Annotated in this window: 12 protein-coding genes; 6 read left to right on the forward strand and 6 right to left on the reverse strand. The window is 37.1% G+C overall.

Annotation, left to right across the window (positions count from 1 at the left end; translation table 11 throughout):
* Positions 1-4: 4 nt before the first annotated feature.
* The gene (locus CRT24_RS07810; RefSeq protein ID WP_099370679.1) at positions 5-2,968 is read right to left on the reverse strand and encodes a SusC/RagA family TonB-linked outer membrane protein; all 2,964 of its coding nucleotides are present in this window, start codon (positions 2,966-2,968) and stop codon (positions 5-7) included.
* Positions 2,969-3,397: 429 nt separating this feature from the next.
* Here CRT24_RS07810 and CRT24_RS07815 point away from each other — a divergent pair, with 429 nt between their 5' ends.
* Positions 3,398-4,213 (forward strand): phytanoyl-CoA dioxygenase family protein, encoded by an 816-nt coding sequence (locus CRT24_RS07815; protein WP_099370680.1) that lies wholly within the window; start codon positions 3,398-3,400, stop codon positions 4,211-4,213.
* Positions 4,214-4,342: 129 nt separating this feature from the next.
* Complete coding sequence (locus tag CRT24_RS07820) at positions 4,343-5,818, forward strand: alpha-amylase family glycosyl hydrolase (protein WP_257214003.1); 1,476 nt, start codon at positions 4,343-4,345, stop codon at positions 5,816-5,818.
* 1 nt (position 5,819) lies between these two features.
* On the opposite strand, the gene CRT24_RS07825 is transcribed toward CRT24_RS07820, so the two are convergent.
* The gene (locus tag CRT24_RS07825) at positions 5,820-6,665 is read right to left on the reverse strand and encodes an AraC family transcriptional regulator (RefSeq protein WP_099370682.1); all 846 of its coding nucleotides are present in this window, start codon (positions 6,663-6,665) and stop codon (positions 5,820-5,822) included.
* A 122-nt stretch (positions 6,666-6,787) separates the two neighbouring features.
* Here CRT24_RS07825 and CRT24_RS07830 point away from each other — a divergent pair, with 122 nt between their 5' ends.
* Genes CRT24_RS07830 through CRT24_RS07845 form a run of 4 tightly spaced genes read left to right on the forward strand, consistent with a single transcriptional unit; the run spans position 6,788 to position 11,184 of the window.
* On the forward strand, positions 6,788-7,909 hold the full coding sequence (locus CRT24_RS07830; protein WP_099370683.1) for an alpha/beta hydrolase: 1,122 nt from the start codon (positions 6,788-6,790) through the stop codon (positions 7,907-7,909).
* Positions 7,906-9,021 carry an alcohol dehydrogenase catalytic domain-containing protein gene (locus CRT24_RS07835; protein WP_099370684.1) on the forward strand — a complete coding sequence of 372 codons (1,116 nt, stop codon included), beginning with the start codon at positions 7,906-7,908 and terminating at the stop codon, positions 9,019-9,021. The genes CRT24_RS07830 and CRT24_RS07835 overlap by 4 nt, the downstream gene beginning before the upstream one ends.
* Positions 9,022-9,024: 3 nt before the next feature.
* The gene (locus CRT24_RS07840) at positions 9,025-9,831 is read left to right on the forward strand and encodes an alpha/beta hydrolase family protein (protein WP_099370685.1); all 807 of its coding nucleotides are present in this window, start codon (positions 9,025-9,027) and stop codon (positions 9,829-9,831) included.
* Between the two features lie 12 nt (positions 9,832-9,843).
* A complete protein-coding gene (locus tag CRT24_RS07845) occupies positions 9,844-11,184 on the forward strand; it encodes an MFS transporter (protein ID WP_099370686.1) in 1,341 nt (446 codons plus the stop codon).
* A gap of 17 nt (positions 11,185-11,201) precedes the next feature.
* On the opposite strand, the gene CRT24_RS07850 is transcribed toward CRT24_RS07845, so the two are convergent.
* The 4 genes from CRT24_RS07850 to CRT24_RS07865 all read right to left on the reverse strand — a co-directional run bounded on the left by CRT24_RS07850 (position 11,202) and on the right by CRT24_RS07865 (position 15,580).
* Positions 11,202-12,212: a LacI family DNA-binding transcriptional regulator gene (locus CRT24_RS07850; RefSeq protein ID WP_099370687.1), complete on the reverse strand. Its 1,011-nt coding sequence runs from the start codon at positions 12,210-12,212 to the stop codon at positions 11,202-11,204.
* Between the two features lie 127 nt (positions 12,213-12,339).
* The gene (locus CRT24_RS07855; protein WP_099370688.1) at positions 12,340-13,563 is read right to left on the reverse strand and encodes an MFS transporter; all 1,224 of its coding nucleotides are present in this window, start codon (positions 13,561-13,563) and stop codon (positions 12,340-12,342) included.
* The gene (locus tag CRT24_RS07860) at positions 13,560-14,660 is read right to left on the reverse strand and encodes a galactose oxidase (protein ID WP_099370689.1); all 1,101 of its coding nucleotides are present in this window, start codon (positions 14,658-14,660) and stop codon (positions 13,560-13,562) included. The genes CRT24_RS07855 and CRT24_RS07860 overlap by 4 nt, the downstream gene beginning before the upstream one ends.
* Complete coding sequence (locus CRT24_RS07865; RefSeq protein ID WP_099370690.1) at positions 14,636-15,580, reverse strand: dihydrodipicolinate synthase family protein; 945 nt, start codon at positions 15,578-15,580, stop codon at positions 14,636-14,638. Before CRT24_RS07865 ends, CRT24_RS07860 begins: the two co-directional genes overlap by 25 nt.
* Positions 15,581-15,583: the final 3 nt, after the last annotated feature.

The raw sequence follows: 15,583 nt of genomic DNA on the forward strand, positions 1-15,583 counted from the left end.
TAAATTAAAAACCAAAGTTCAACCCTAATGAATAAACCCTTGGTCTTGGATACATCGTGTAGTCAATACCATTGAAAAGTTCGGGATCAATACCTTTGTATTTCGATATCGTGAATACATTCTGAACATTTGCATTAACAGTCATTGTTACTGTTCCTGCCTTGTCCAGATTACCGACGTTATAGATCAATCCTAAGTTGTCCATTCTTAAGAATGAAGCATTATTGATATAGTAATCGCTGTAATATTGGTTGTTGTTAAAATTGGTATTATAAATATCTGTTGTTGCGTTATTAACAAAACGTGAAGGATTGAGGATATTGCGCGCTACTCCAAAATTTGAGGAAATATTGTCATAAACATAATTTCCGAAATTCGCTCTCAGCACCGTATTTAGCGTCAACCTTTTATAGTTAATTGAAGTAGTCAGACCCATAAAATAATCTGGAGCTGGTTTTTTATAATAGTAACGGTCAGCTGGAGTAACAGCACCATCGCCATTTAGATCTTCATAGACACCTTCCATAGATTGACCTTGTTGATCATAAACTTGCTTGTAAACAAAATATTGATAGGGAGCCAATCCTACAGTATGGTATTGGATAACGTTTCCTGTACCACCTGTGATCCAACCTGCTGCTAATTGATAATCTGGGTTTTCATTTAAAGTAAGATTGGTTACCTTACTTTCATTGACAGTCATATTGAAACCGATGTCCCAGTTAAAATTATCAGATTTTATAGCTTGAATATTGATGCTACCTTCAACGCCACGGTTTTCCATATTACCTACGTTGGTCAACAATTGGTTACTGTAGTTAGTACCAACAGGGATTTCTATAGTCGCTAGCAAGTCTTTGGTCTTTTTGTGATAGGCGTCGATACTACCTGAGATACGACCGCCCCAAAAACCGTAGTCCAAACCAATATTTGTGGTAGCTGTAGATTCCCAACGTAATGTCGCATCATACGCAATTGGAGAATAAACATGGTAAAATTGGTTTCCAACTTGATATTGGGCTTCATTTGAGCTATAGTAATAACTTGGAATAAAACCATAGTTTGCAATTCCATCTTTATTACCTGTTTCACCATAACTTAAGCGAAGTTTCAAATCAGAGATACTGTTGTTGTCTTTCAAGAAGTTTTCACCTTTAATGCGCCAAGTAAAAGCAGCTGAAGGGAAGATACCCCAACGACCATCAGGATTGAATTTGGATGACCCATCCGCACGGATCGTTCCCGAAAGAATATAACGATCTGCAAAGGAATAAATCAACCTTCCATAATAAGATAATAGTCTGTTTTGCTGCACATCATCAGGAAATGTTGGTGTAGTGATCACTTCATCAAAGGAGTTAAAAGACTGAAAGTTGTATTTAGTTTCTTTGTTATCATAGTAACCATAACCAGCAGTTACGTTAACATTGCTGTTGATGCTTTCAATATCTTTCACATAGCTCAAATAACCTTCGATAAAGGTATTGTTTGATTTTCCTTTATATCGTTGGAAGAACCCTTTATTGGCAAAATTTGATGCTGCATAGAACGGGATTGTTGTTGCTCCATTTCCAGCGGCGATATCATATCCTACGTTTACATTTGCATGCAATTCAGGCAAAAAGTGAAAAGAATAGTCCAATTGGGCGTTACCAATACTTCTTTTGGCAGCACCTCTATTTCTGTAATTCTCTAACAATGAAACTGGGTTCCTCGGAGACAATGAGTTAGGCACCGCCCCCTCTTGCCATTCAAAAAATCCACCATATGGACTTGTAGGGTCATAAACTTCTTGAGTCGGATCAAATACAATCGCAGAACCAATAGCTCCTGAATTTGCGAACTCTTGATTGGTCATAGTTCCTTTGAAGTTGATATCTAATTTCAAGTGATTGTCTAAGAAACGAGGAGAAAGGTTAACACCCATGGTTCCTCTTCTCATCAAGTCGGTCTTTAAAATCCCCGCCTGTTCCAGATAACCTATAGAAACACGATAAGGCATATTTTTCAAACCGCCTGACATAGTAACATTATTGTCTGTTGTCAAAGCATTTTGATAGATGAGGTCTTGCCAATCCGTATTGGCAGATCCCAATAGACCTTTTTGCGCATCAGTACCTTTTTCATTAACAAAAGATCTGATTTGTTCTGCAGTCAATACATTTACTTGACTAGCTATAGTAGATAGTGAGTTTACGGAAGAAAGTGTAAACTTAGGTCTTCCAATCTTACCTGATTTGGTTGTAATCAAAATAACACCATTCGAAGCTCTTGAACCATAGATAGCGGTTGCATTTGCATCTTTTAGAATGGTCATCGATTCGATATCGTTCGGGTTGATCAATGAAAGTGGACTTGCGGATCCTGGCACATTATCTCCGCTCAAAGGGTTTCCATCAACCACTATCAGCGGATTGTTACTTGCTGACAGGGATGCTCCTCCCCGTACTCTAATAGTACTTCCAGCACCTGGCGAACCACCATTTGAGGTAATTGAAACCCCGGACACTTTACCTTGGATTAATTGATCCGGTGAGGTAATTGCCCCTTTTTGAAAGTCTTTGGATTGCACATTTGATACAGCCCCTGTGACTTGTTTCTTTTCAACGGAACCGTACCCGATTACCACCACTTCTCCAATTTCCGCGGCATTCGAGGACAATGTAAAGTCCAAAGTCTGTGAAGATGATAGATTTACGGTCTGTTCTGATGTCGAATGACCTACATAGGAAGCCTCAACTATAATAGTTCCGGCAGATAGTCCTTGTAACACATAGTTTCCCGACGGGTCGGAAGAAACCTGTTTGTTTTGACCTTTAATACTTACCGTTGCTCCAGCAAGAACGTTCCCGGAATCGTCAACAACCTTACCCGATAGTTGTAGATTCTGTTGTGCAGATACAAACTGAAAACTGAAGATGAAGATAATTATTAGCCGAAAGTGCCAAGAGTAAAAATCCCTAATCATATTTTATTTTTTTGTTTATAATCGGCAGGCATACATTTGCCCCCTATTGGTTTGTTACTAAATTATTATAGAATTGTTAGAAAAAAAATAGTTTTTCACTTTTTTTTATTTTTAGCAAAAAATCATCTTATTTTTTATTTAATTATTTGTTTACTAGTATTTTAAAAACATAATATTACAACTAAAAAAATTAAAACCCTGACCAATTTCCGAAACCGTTCCCGAAAAGAAAGGCAGTTTTCTTCTTAAAATCTATACTTTAACCTAATTCTTTGATAAAAGTCTACATTAATTTAATGGAGATAATATTATCAAAATTAAGGTAATGAAATATTCAATGGATAATATAAACCATATAGATGCGTAAATTCCCCCGAAACGATTGAGATCTTCCTACTTAACTTTGTGTAAAGACCAAATTTATAAATCATGAGCAATACCCAAAATCAGATACTTGATGAGATTAAACCTATTTCAGCAGCTGAAATAAGCGATTTCCAAAATAATGGCCATATTTTAATTCGAGACATACTGGATAAAGAAACAGTTGACCATTTTCGAGAAGTTATTGGTGAAGCTGCCGAAAAACATAACGAAGAAAAAAGAAAGCTTGAAGACCGAGATACCTATGGCAAGGCATTTCTACAGATCATGAACTTATGGCGTGTGGATGAGGAAGTGAAACGTTTTGTGATGGCAAAAAGATTTGCAAAGATTGCAGCAGGTCTCTTAGGAGTGGAAAAAGTAAGATTATATCACGACCAGGCATTGTTCAAAGAAGCTGGCGGCGGTCCTACTCCATGGCATCAAGACCAAAATTATTGGCCATTGGATACCACCAACACCATTACGATGTGGATGCCCTTGGTTGATATTCCTAATTCCGAAATGGGCATGTTAACCTTTGCTTCTGGTTCTCATAAAGACAATAATGTATCTGATATTATTATTTCAGATGAGTCTGAAAAAACCTTTTCTGAATATGTAAAGGAAAGAAAATTCAAGATTAGCCAGCCTGAATATATGAATGCAGGGGATGCAACTTTCCACTATGGATATACCATACATAATGCTCCAGGTAACTCTTCTGATAAATTAAGAGCAGTGATGACGATCATTTACTATGCAGATGGTGCAAAGGTAACTGAGCCCAAACACAGATGGCAAGAAAACGACCGTCAACAATGGTTAATGGGAAAAGAAGCAGGGTCTCTTGCAGATTCTGAAATTAATCCTGTACTGTAACCTTTATTTCATTATGACCAGGGCCATAAAATTGACCCTCTTTGTTTTTCTTACGGCAACCACCTTTATTGTTGGTTTCTCCGCATGTCAAGTTAAACAAAGACTAATAATGACATCAAGGATGAAATTATTTATCATGTATTCCAACGAAGTTTTTTTGACAGCAATGGTGATGAACATGGAGACCTAGCTGGTATTCAGCAAAAATTGGACTATTTGCAAGATTTAGGAGTGACCTCCATTTTGTTAACGCCACTATATGAATCCGTTTATTATCATAATTACTATTCCAGTGATTTTGAAAAAATTGACTCTACTTATGGCAGCAAGGAAGAATACTTGGCACTTATAAGGGAAATGCATAGAAGAGGAATGAAACTTTATATGGACATGGAAACACAATATGTTACTGAAGACCATCCCTGGTATAAAGAAACATTGGGCAAGCCAGAATCAAAATTTTCAGACTACATTCTATATGATGACAAGGAACAATTGAAACCATCATCCATTGTTTTTGACATCTACGATTTATTGGGTTATGATGGACAAAGAAGAAAAATCACAACTGTTAATTTGCTCAATAAAGAGGTGATCAAATATAACAAAGATTTATTTGCGTACTGGTTGGATCCCAACCAAGACGGAAATTTTGACGATGGAGTTGATGGTTTCCGGTTGGACCATATGATGGATGACCTTGACAATAAAGGTCGATTGACGAATTTGTTCAGGGATTTTTGGGTGCCATTGATAGACTCATTAAAATCAATAAATCCTAAAATCCACATTATGGCTGAACAAGCCGATTGGGGCTCGTATGGCATTGATTACTTAACGGATGCCAAGGTGGATTGGGTGTTTGCCTTCCGAATTCAACAGGCGATTCGCACGATGGATAAAGCCAAGATTATGGCTTATGCAGACACAACCTTCAAAGAAACTCCCCAAGGGAAAAACCAGATTTTATTTATCGAGAACCATGACATCCCTCGTTTTTCTACCGCAGTAAAACAGGACAAAGGCAAGGAAAAAGTTGGAGCAGCTTTGAATTTGCTGATTGGCGGCATCCCCTCGATTTATTACGGTCAGGAAATAGGCATGTTAGGAGACAGCTTTTTTGGGAAATATGGCGGCATTACGGATTCCAATGAAATACCATATCGAGAGGCATTTGAATGGACTAAGAACAAGGACACTCCGGGTATGGCCTACTGGTATCGTAATTCTGGCCCTTGGTGGGAAACAAGTACCGTGAAAAGCGATGATGGCATTTCTGTAGAAGAACAACAAAATGACCCCAATTCGCTCTTAAGCACCTATAAATCTTTGATAAAGTTAAGAAAAGAACATCCTGTGCTGATCAATGGCAGCTATCAGTCATTAAATAACAGCAGTAAAGATGTTGTTAGTTTTTACAGAATCAATGATAATACTAAAGCTTTAGTTGTAATAAACCTTTCAGCAAACGAGGAGAAAATTGAACTTCCCCTAGAAAAAGGAAATCCAAATTTAGTATATGGAGAAAATAAGGGTGGTTTCAAGGATGGAAAATTAGAGGTAGTCATTTCGGGATCAGCGACACAGGTGTGGCAGATGAAGTAAACTACTCCATAAATTTCTTTCGATAAGCCAGGGGGCTCATGCCCATTTTTGTCTTGAAAGTTTTATAAAAGTAAGACATATCATTGAATCCAGATGCGAGAGCGATGGAACTGATAGGATCATCAGTATGCAACAATTGCTGAACAGCGTAATTCATTCTATACTGAACAACCATATCGACAAATGTTTTGCGTGTTAGTTTTTTGAAATATTTGCAGAATGCATTAGGTGTTAAATTGGCAACATTCGCAACATCATCCAGGCTTATATCATTTTTGAAGTTTTCAACGATATAAGCCATGATAACATTGATCCTATTCGTATCGGTGCTACTATTGTTGCCATTTTCCAATGCTCCGATGTTAATGGGATCATATTGTTGTTTGGTCAATTGGTTTAGCAGTTCGAGAAAATTCATGATCCGCTCTACCCCCTGGGATTTACGAAGCCTAAGGATGTATTTGGTTAATTTTTTATGGTTTCGAAATCCAAGGCCGGCCTGACTCTCCTTCAAAAGAGAATTGATGTTGGAGAATTCTGGCTTCTCAAAGAAGTCTTGACCAAGGAACTCATGTGTAAACTGAATAACAACGGCACTTGCCTTGGGGTCATCTTGGTCCAACTTCCAGCAATGAGGTTGATTGGGACCTATCAATACAAAGTCACCATCGCTGAAATCATCAAGCCTATTTCCAATATACCGTTTTCCTCTGCCATGGATTATATAGGTCAATTCATATTCTGGATGGTAATGGTAAGGTGCAAGAAAAGCCTCATGACCAAAGGTTCTGATCAAAAATGATTCTTGCAATCCATTCTGTAAAATCTCAGGTTTTGCTTTTTGCATATAATGGCTTTTATATTCTTCAATGTAAAGCAATTTTTTCAAAATAAGCCATAAATAGATTAATATTTTACGCTTATGGACAATTGAAAAACAATAACTTAGTACAACCAATTTATAAACAGATGAACAAAATATTAGTGATAATCATGCTTGTGCTTACCATACAGGTTTATGCACAAGATGTAAACTTGACCATTCGTGTAAATGCGCCAGCAAATACTCCCCCTCAAGATTCTATCCTCCCAATCGGCAACCAAGGGATTTGGGGATTTTGGATCTATCCAAAAAGCAAAGTCCTTAATAAGGTTGACAACAATATATGGGAAGGGGTTTATTCCTTTCCGAAGAACACAGATTTGGAGTTTAAAATCACAAGAGGTTCTTATTTCAAGGAGGCGCTCTATAATGGAAATGGTCACAGTGCTCAACCGATCAAACTAAAAATTACAAAAGATACTACGGTGGTTCTCAATCCCAGCAATTGGAATGATATTTATCAAAGGAGCATAGTTGGAACTGTACGCTATCATCATAATTTTTCAAGCACATACTTGAGGAATACGAGAAATGTGGTGGTTTGGCTCCCACCAAGTTATGAGGAAAATCCCAAAAAGAGCTATCCCGTATTGTATGCTAATGATGGACAAAATTTATTCGACCATACAAACTTAAGTGGGAGCGAATGGCGAATGGATGAAATTGCAGATAGTCTGATGAGAAAAGGCGAAATTGAAGAGTTTATCATCGTTGGAATCGCCAATACCAAAGATCGCTGGATTGAATACAACGGAACTCCTGAGGGAGAGAATTACCTGAAGTTCATCGTGACGGAACTCAAACCTTTTATTGACAAAACCTATCGGACCAAAACAGACAAGTCCAATACTGCGATCATTGGATCTTCTATGGGTGGATTAATTTCCTTCTATGCGCTATATGATTATCCTGATATCTTTTCTAAGGCAGCTTGCCTTTCAAGTGGTTTTTTCTTTGATGATGGGGATATTATGTCGAAGATCAAATCTGATTTAAGTCCGATTCACAACAGCAAGATCTACCTTGATTGCGGAGGTAAAGAATTGGATTACGATTTTCTTCCAACCAATCGAATGGTCAAGGAATTGCTAAATAATGACAAGCAAATAAGTGTTTTATACGAGGAATTTCCTGAGGATCCACACAATGAGGTTGCATGGTCCAGCAGGTTGGATATTCCCTTTAAGTTTTTATTTCCGAAAAAATGATGATAACATGTAAAGCAGCGATTACCGATGGTAAGGGCAAATTTTTTGTTGATGAAATTGAAGTTGCTGATCCAGCGAGGGATGAGGTCCTGATAAAGATTAAAGCAGCGGGTATTTGTCATACTGACTATGATTCCTTGAATTGGGGCAAGCCATTAATTTTGGGTCATGAAGGTGCCGGAATTGTTGAAAGAGTGGGTTCTGCAGTAACGCATGTGAAAGTTGGAGATTCGGTCTTGCTGAATTGGGCGATCCCATGCATGAATTGTTTTCAATGTAATATAGGAAACTATCATATCTGTGAGAAATCTTCCCCTGTCACGGGACAAGGACATAGCACGAATTTAGGTCATGCACATCCTTCGGGTTCACTTTGGAAAGGCCAAGAGATAGAACGGTCATTTAATATTGGAACTATTTCAGAATATACATTGGTAAAAGCTGCTGCGGTCACAAAGATCAGCATTGAGAATTTACCATTTGAATGTGGGGCAATCATTGGTTGCGGAGTAATGACAGGATATGGTTCGGTTGTCAATGCTGGAAAGGTAGAATCTGGCAGTTCGGTTGTTGTTTTGGGAACCGGTGGGGTCGGGTTAAGTGTAATCCAAGGGGCAAAGATTAGCAAGGCTGCAAAAATCATTGCGATCGATATCAATCCGAATCGTTTAGAAATGGCCAAAAAATTTGGCGCCACACATTGCTTATTGGCAGATCCTAAAGATGAAGGGTTATTAAAAATATCGGAAGAGGTAAAGGAACTTTGTGAAGGCAAAGGTGCAGATTATGCTTTCGAATGTACAGCAAGACCAGAATTAGGAGCCGCTCCATTAGCCATGATCAGAAATGCAGGAACAGCGATCCAGGTTAGTGGGATAGAACAGGAGATAAAGTTTGATATGAACTTATTTGAATGGGATAAGCTCTATTTAAATCCATTGTACGGAAAGTGCAATCCCAACAAAGATTTTGACCGCATAATGAAACACTATCAAGAAGGTGAATTATTATTGGAAGAAATGATTACCGCTCGATATTCTTTGGATCAACTTCCGCAAGCATTTGAAGACATGCTAAAAGGTAAGAATGCAAAAGGAGTAATTATTTTTTAGGCTATGGAAAATAAATTTAGATCATTTGAACATTCTAATCCAGAATTTGGAACGAAGAATTTAAGTTTTATAACGGTAAAGTCGAATAATCTGAGAGGAAGGGGTGACATTTGTATATATATTCCTGAGAATTGTCCCGATAATGTTTCAGTTACCATTTTATTGCATGGTGTTTATGGAAGTGCATGGAGCTGGGCACTGAGTTCAGGAGTTCATGAGCAAGTTGATAGAGCAATAGCTGCAGGCGAGATACAACCAATGATCCTACTGATGCCTTCAGATGGAATGTGGGGAGATGGATCGGGATACCTCAACCAAGGTGAGATAGATTTTGAGAAATGGATTATAGAAGATGTTATCCAAGCTGCACGACAGTTCTGTCCAGAGTTCATCTCCGATAATTCTCAATTCTTTATCGCTGGCCTTTCCATGGGTGGCTATGGAGCTATTCGCTTGGGAAGTAGACATCCTAAAATTTTTTCAGCATTTTCTGGTCTGTCAAGTATCACCTCCATTCCTGAATTCTCATTTTTTGTGGAAGAAGATTTAAAGCTGTATGAAATAGATATAGAATTAGCCTTAATAGATAGTTTAGTTGCCAACAAACACACTTTAGTTCCATTTCGATTTGATTGCGGAAAAGAAGATCTCCTGATAGACTACAACAGGAAATTGCATACACAGCTGCTAGAAGCAGGAATTGACCATATTTATGAGGAATTTGAAGGCGGGCATAGTTGGGATTATTGGAAAAATAATATCATGAAAACAATATTATTTTTTAATTTACATACCAATACCAATTTATAACATCTACAAATCATGAAACAGACATCTAAAAGATCAAAGCCTCGGCTTACTCGTGCGCAGATTTTCAACATGAGCTTTGGCTTTTTTGGAATTCAATTTGGCTTTGCATTGCAAACGGGCAATGCTTCGAGAATCCTACAAACTTTTGGGGCCGATGTAGAGCATTTATCTCTTTTTTGGCTTGTTGCTCCGCTTTCAGGGATGTTGATCCAACCCATTGTCGGTTATTTTTCGGATAAAACATGGACACGTCTGGGTAGAAGGAGGCCTTTTTTCTTGGGTGGAGCTTTGGTCGCTGCTGCTGCATTGGCGCTGATGCCCAATGCTTCTGTTCTGACGCTTCTACTTCCACCTTTGCTGATTGGTGCCGGTATGCTGATGATTATGGATGTCGCATTCAATGTGTCGATGGAACCGTTCAGAGCCCTTGTTGCTGACAACCTTCCAAAAGAACAACATGGTTATGGATATGCCGTACAAACATTTTTAATTGGAGCAGGTGCGATTATTGGCTCTTTCCTCCCTTTTGTACTTTCTGAATATTTTGGTGTAAGTAAGGTGGCAGAACAAGGACATGTCCCTGACAATGTAATCTGGTCATTTTACGCAGGTGCAATCGTATTGGTATTGTCTCTTTTATGGACCGTCATCACGACCAAAGAGTATACGACGGATGAACTCAAGTCTTTTGATGAAAATGAAGAGGAAATCGAATCCCATAGCCATAGTTTAGGCTCTATTTTTAAGGATTTTAAAAATATGCCAAAAGCCATGAAACAATTGGGTTTGGTCCAATTTTTCTCTTGGTTTGCCTTATTTTCCATGTGGGTTTTTACGACACCAGCAATAGCACAGCATATTTACCACCTGTCTCCAAGTGATACCTCATCTGCATCTTACGCCGATGCTGGAAACCTAACTGGAGTTCTTTTTGGAGTATATAATTTAGTAGCCACTATTTTCGCGTTGATTCTTCCAAAACTATATCATGCTATTGGCAAAAAGAAAACACATATGTTGGCTTTGGGTATTTCAGGAATTGGATTAATATCTATCTTATTTATTCAAGACCCTAACCTTTTGTATTTACCTATGATAGCTGTTGGTATTGCTTGGGCGAGTATATTGGCAACACCTTATTCCATATTGTCTGGCGTTGTACCTGTGAAGAAAATGGGTTTATACATGGGCTTGTTCAATTTCTTTATCACCCTCCCACAATTAGTCAATGGAGTGATCGGTTCTGTTTTGGTGAAACATGTCTTCCAGCAGCAAGCGGTTTATTGCCTTACAATGGCTGGAGTATTTATGTTGTTTGGTGCCATTTCAACCTTGGCAGTTAAAGCAGAATAAAAGGTTTTATGATATCCTTAGCCTCTGGATGATGCTTTGATGACAAGATCAGAGTTCATGGTGACAAACTTTTCATTTTCTTGAAGAGTTTCACCCGTCAATTGCTTCAATAATGTGGCAGCAGCTCTTTCCCCTATTTGAATAGCTGGCTGGCGAACAACTGAAAGAGGTGGGTTCAGCAAACCTGCAATTTCCAAACTTGAAAATGCAATAATTTTAATATCCTCGGGGATTTTAACACCAATACGCTGACATACATAATAGGTAGAAAATGCCAAACGCTCTACCGATGCCAAAATTCCATCTGGTTTTTGCTTTAGAATTGCTGTTTCGATAATTTCATTGTTTTCCTCATAAGAGTTTGAACAATCCACTATCAATCTTTTTCTTAAAGGGATCTTATATTTTTTCAATGCATCTTCATAACCCTGCAAACGAGTCTTACCAATAGATAACTCTTTATTGATAACGAAATAGGCAATCCGTTGGCAACCACTTTGGATAAGATGTTCTGTTGCCATAAAACTACTCTCATAATCATCCGTCACAATCTTCGGGAGATTTATATCATCATAAATCCTATCAAAAAGAACGATAGGCAAATGGTCATAGTTTATTGACTCTAGGTAACTATGGTCCGTTGATTCTCCTGACACCGACATAATCACTCCATCTACCCTTCCACTGGCCAAGCTGCGAATGAAATCTCTTTCTTTGCTAATATCATCATCGGTCACAAAAATCAAGATATGATAACCTTGTTTCTTTGCTTCCCGTTCAGCTCCTTGAATGATCTGCGTAAAATAATTGTTGGCAAGTTCAGGTAAAACAATAGCTATGGTCTTACTCTTTTGCTCTTTCAAATTACTTGCGTAATAGTTGGGCTGATAGTTTAATTCCTTTGCTAACTTAAGTATTCTCTCTTTGGTCTTGGGATTGATATCAGCGCTGTCACGGAATGCACGTGAAACTGTTGATTTGGAAATATTCAACACTTTTGCAATCTGAACAATATCAATTTTGGCCATATTAGAGTTTATAATTTCATAATCATTTATTCAACTATAGCTCAACACAAGTTTTTAGCTGAATAAAAAACTGCACTAATATAGTAATTTTGATAACATTCAAAACAGGAAATAATCAAAGGTATTTTTACTCCTGACTTTTGATTTTCACAAAATTTAACCCAAGTGTAGCTATCAATAGAAGTATTGCTACAATTTGAAAAGTAATAGATAGACCAACGTTAGCATCCTTTAATGCACCACCTACATAAACCATAATCCCTCCAACAATGGTACTTAAAAAATTTAAAAACCCATACCCTGTTGCTATATATCTCGGATTAATTACTTGTCTTAGCAAAGGCATTAAATTCGCATCATTAAAACCTCTGGCTAATCCAAAAACCACCATGCAAAATACAGCCATTATAAACAACGAAGCATTCGATAGTAAAAATAAAAATGGTGTTCCAATACTGAAGCCAAGTAATATAACATTTAGCCGACCTTTCGGATTTCTTTGTACCCATCTGTCCGCTAAAATTCCTCCTAAAATTACCCCAATAAACGACCCTACTTGCATATATCCGGTAGCGGAAATACCTGCATTACCTAGACCTAAATCGAATTGTTCTTTAATAAATGTTGGTAACCATCCATTAATCAACCAATTTGCCATGCCAAGTACTGAAAAAAAGATTAGTATAATATAATATGAAGGTATTTTAAATAATGACTTGAATGCTTCTTTTATCGAATACTCTTTATATTCGGTTAACAACTTTTTTTCTACACTTTGTTCTTTATCTTTCAAAAAGTATAAAAGCATAAAGGAATACAAAACCCCGAAGGCTCCAAAGACATGGAATCCATACCTCCATCCCCAAAATTCAGCTATATAACCTCCTAATCCCCCTAAGGCTAATCCAGTGTACAGTCCGCACATATGTAGCCCTGTGGCTAATGAACGGGTTCTTCCAGAATGGTAATCTGTAATTAATGCCAATGCTGCTGGTATATAACATGCTTCACTTATCCCCATCAACACTCTAGTAATTAACATTTCTGAAAATGAATTCGTATATCCTGTCCATAATGTTACAGCAGACCAAATTCCTACAGATAAAATAATAACCATTTTTCTAGAATACTTATCAGCGAGGTAACCTCCAAATGGACTTACAATTCCGTAAGACCATAAAAAAACTGAAGTTAGCAAGCCAAATTGGGCATCATTGATTTTAAAATCTGCAACTATTGGATCTCGCATAGATGTTATCAACAACCGATCGAAATAATTTAAAAATGCAACTATCCATAGCAATCCAACAACTAACCATGGATAAAAAGATTTATTGTGATAAGAATTCATAGGTTTTGGTTTGGTCTTTCATTAAAATATTGGAGAACTTGTCTTGTTCTAACAGCTGGTCTCGATTCTCCGCCTGGAATAACAATTTTTCCTTTCCAATAAATGGCTGTTGAAGTTACAGGCGCAACTAAAGCAATAGTAACACCATCTTTATTTTGTAATTCATTAGGTATTACATCGGAGAATTCCCACTTGTCTGCTTTAATATTATATGAATATACATTCTTAGAAAAGCCTGGATGCATTTCTTTTAGATCGAAATCCACTAATCTACCATCATCTCCTGATATGAAAGTAAATACATCTTTCTCTAATTCAATCCCTGGATTTGGTGAAGCTGTAATGGACTGAGGTAATTCAGCGGTTGGTTTCCAAGTATTACCATCAAACTTAAAACCATCATTTAAATATGTTCTCATCCCATCTTTCAATGAAGCTCCTGAAAACACAAACAAACCCTTTTCGTTTGCTGCTGCCACAGCTAAAATTCTTCCAGGACCTGGTATACTTGGAAGCTCTACCCACCCATTTTCTGGAAGGTTAAAATTAAATTCAAAACACTTATTTGATGCTATTTTTGAATTTGGGTTTTCTTGCCCACCAACAACATACCATGAATCTCCGTACTGTGCAAAAGAACAATTCGCTGTTGGAACCGGTAATTTAGGCAATTGACTAATTTTAAGTTCACCTTTAACTAATGAAATTTCTAGGACTTCATTAAAATGTTTTGATTTATTACTCCCACCAGCTATATAAAATTTCCCATTGTAGCTTGCTGAAGCTCCATATCCGCATTTATAAGGCATAACTCCAATTTCTTGCCACTTTCCACTTTCATTAGAAAGATAAAATATTTTGTCACTCCAAATCTTAACACCTGAATCCCATGGTGGAACCCCATTTTCAAATTGAGCTCCCCCCATATATATAATTCCGTCATTTATTTTTCCTGCAAATGAACCTGCAAAACCATATGGATCGGGTAGAGTATCAAGTACATTCCAAACTCTTTCTTGGGCATTACCATTCATTTGAATCATAAATATTATTGGTAGGAATATAAATTTATTTATTCTCTCAATGATTTTGTACATAATTCTAATACCTTAAAGAAGCCAATGCCATGTAATTCAGATTCTAACTCGTTTTTTTGCTTTTCAGATAAGGTCTGTAATGGCAATCTGGAAGGACCCATTTTAAAACCTACCATTTCCATTATTGCCCTTTGAGAAGGAATTGGGCCATATTTAATTATTAACTTAATCATTTTTACGGCTTCATATTGCAAATTTTCTGCTTCCTTTATTCTGCCTTCTTTGAAGAGTTTTATAACTTGTAGATAAATTGGAGATGCGTAATTATATGTACTGCCAATTGCTCCTTTAGCACCGACGGCTAAGGCTGGCAATAATAGTTCATCAAATCCGAACAACATATCAAAATTATCATTGCAAAGATGGATACCATCTTGGTATTCATGAATCGCTGATGATGTAAATTTAATACCAGAAAAATTCATTGCTTTTTTTGCAATTTGTGGAATAAATGTATCGAGATTTATATTTACTCCTGTAATATGAGGAATATGATAATAATAAAATGGTAAATTTGGTGCTGAATTCGCAATTTCAACAAGACTATCAATTAATACATTTTCATTGGAAGGCTTGAAATAAAATGCACATACAGACGAAAAACCGTCAGCTCCGATTTTTGCAGCATGTTTAGACAATTTTTTTGCTTCTTCCAAGGAACTGTGTCCAACATGAACAATGACCTTTATCCTGCCTTTTACAATTCGAACATATTCTTCCACAATCTTTTTACGCTCTTCTATGGTTAAACTAAGTCCTTCTCCATTTGTTCCACAAACAAATATTCCAGAAATCCCCTCAGCTATTAACTTTTCAGCTAATTCAGAAATATATTCATAATTTATACTGCCGTCAGAATTGTAGGCAGTAAAAGCAGCGGCAAACAGACCGTTAATTTTTTCAGCAGATTGAAATCTCATATC

The sequence above is a fragment of the Sphingobacterium sp. 1.A.5 genome, assembly GCF_002734235.1.
In the GTDB taxonomy this organism is placed as follows: domain Bacteria; phylum Bacteroidota; class Bacteroidia; order Sphingobacteriales; family Sphingobacteriaceae; genus Sphingobacterium; species Sphingobacterium daejeonense.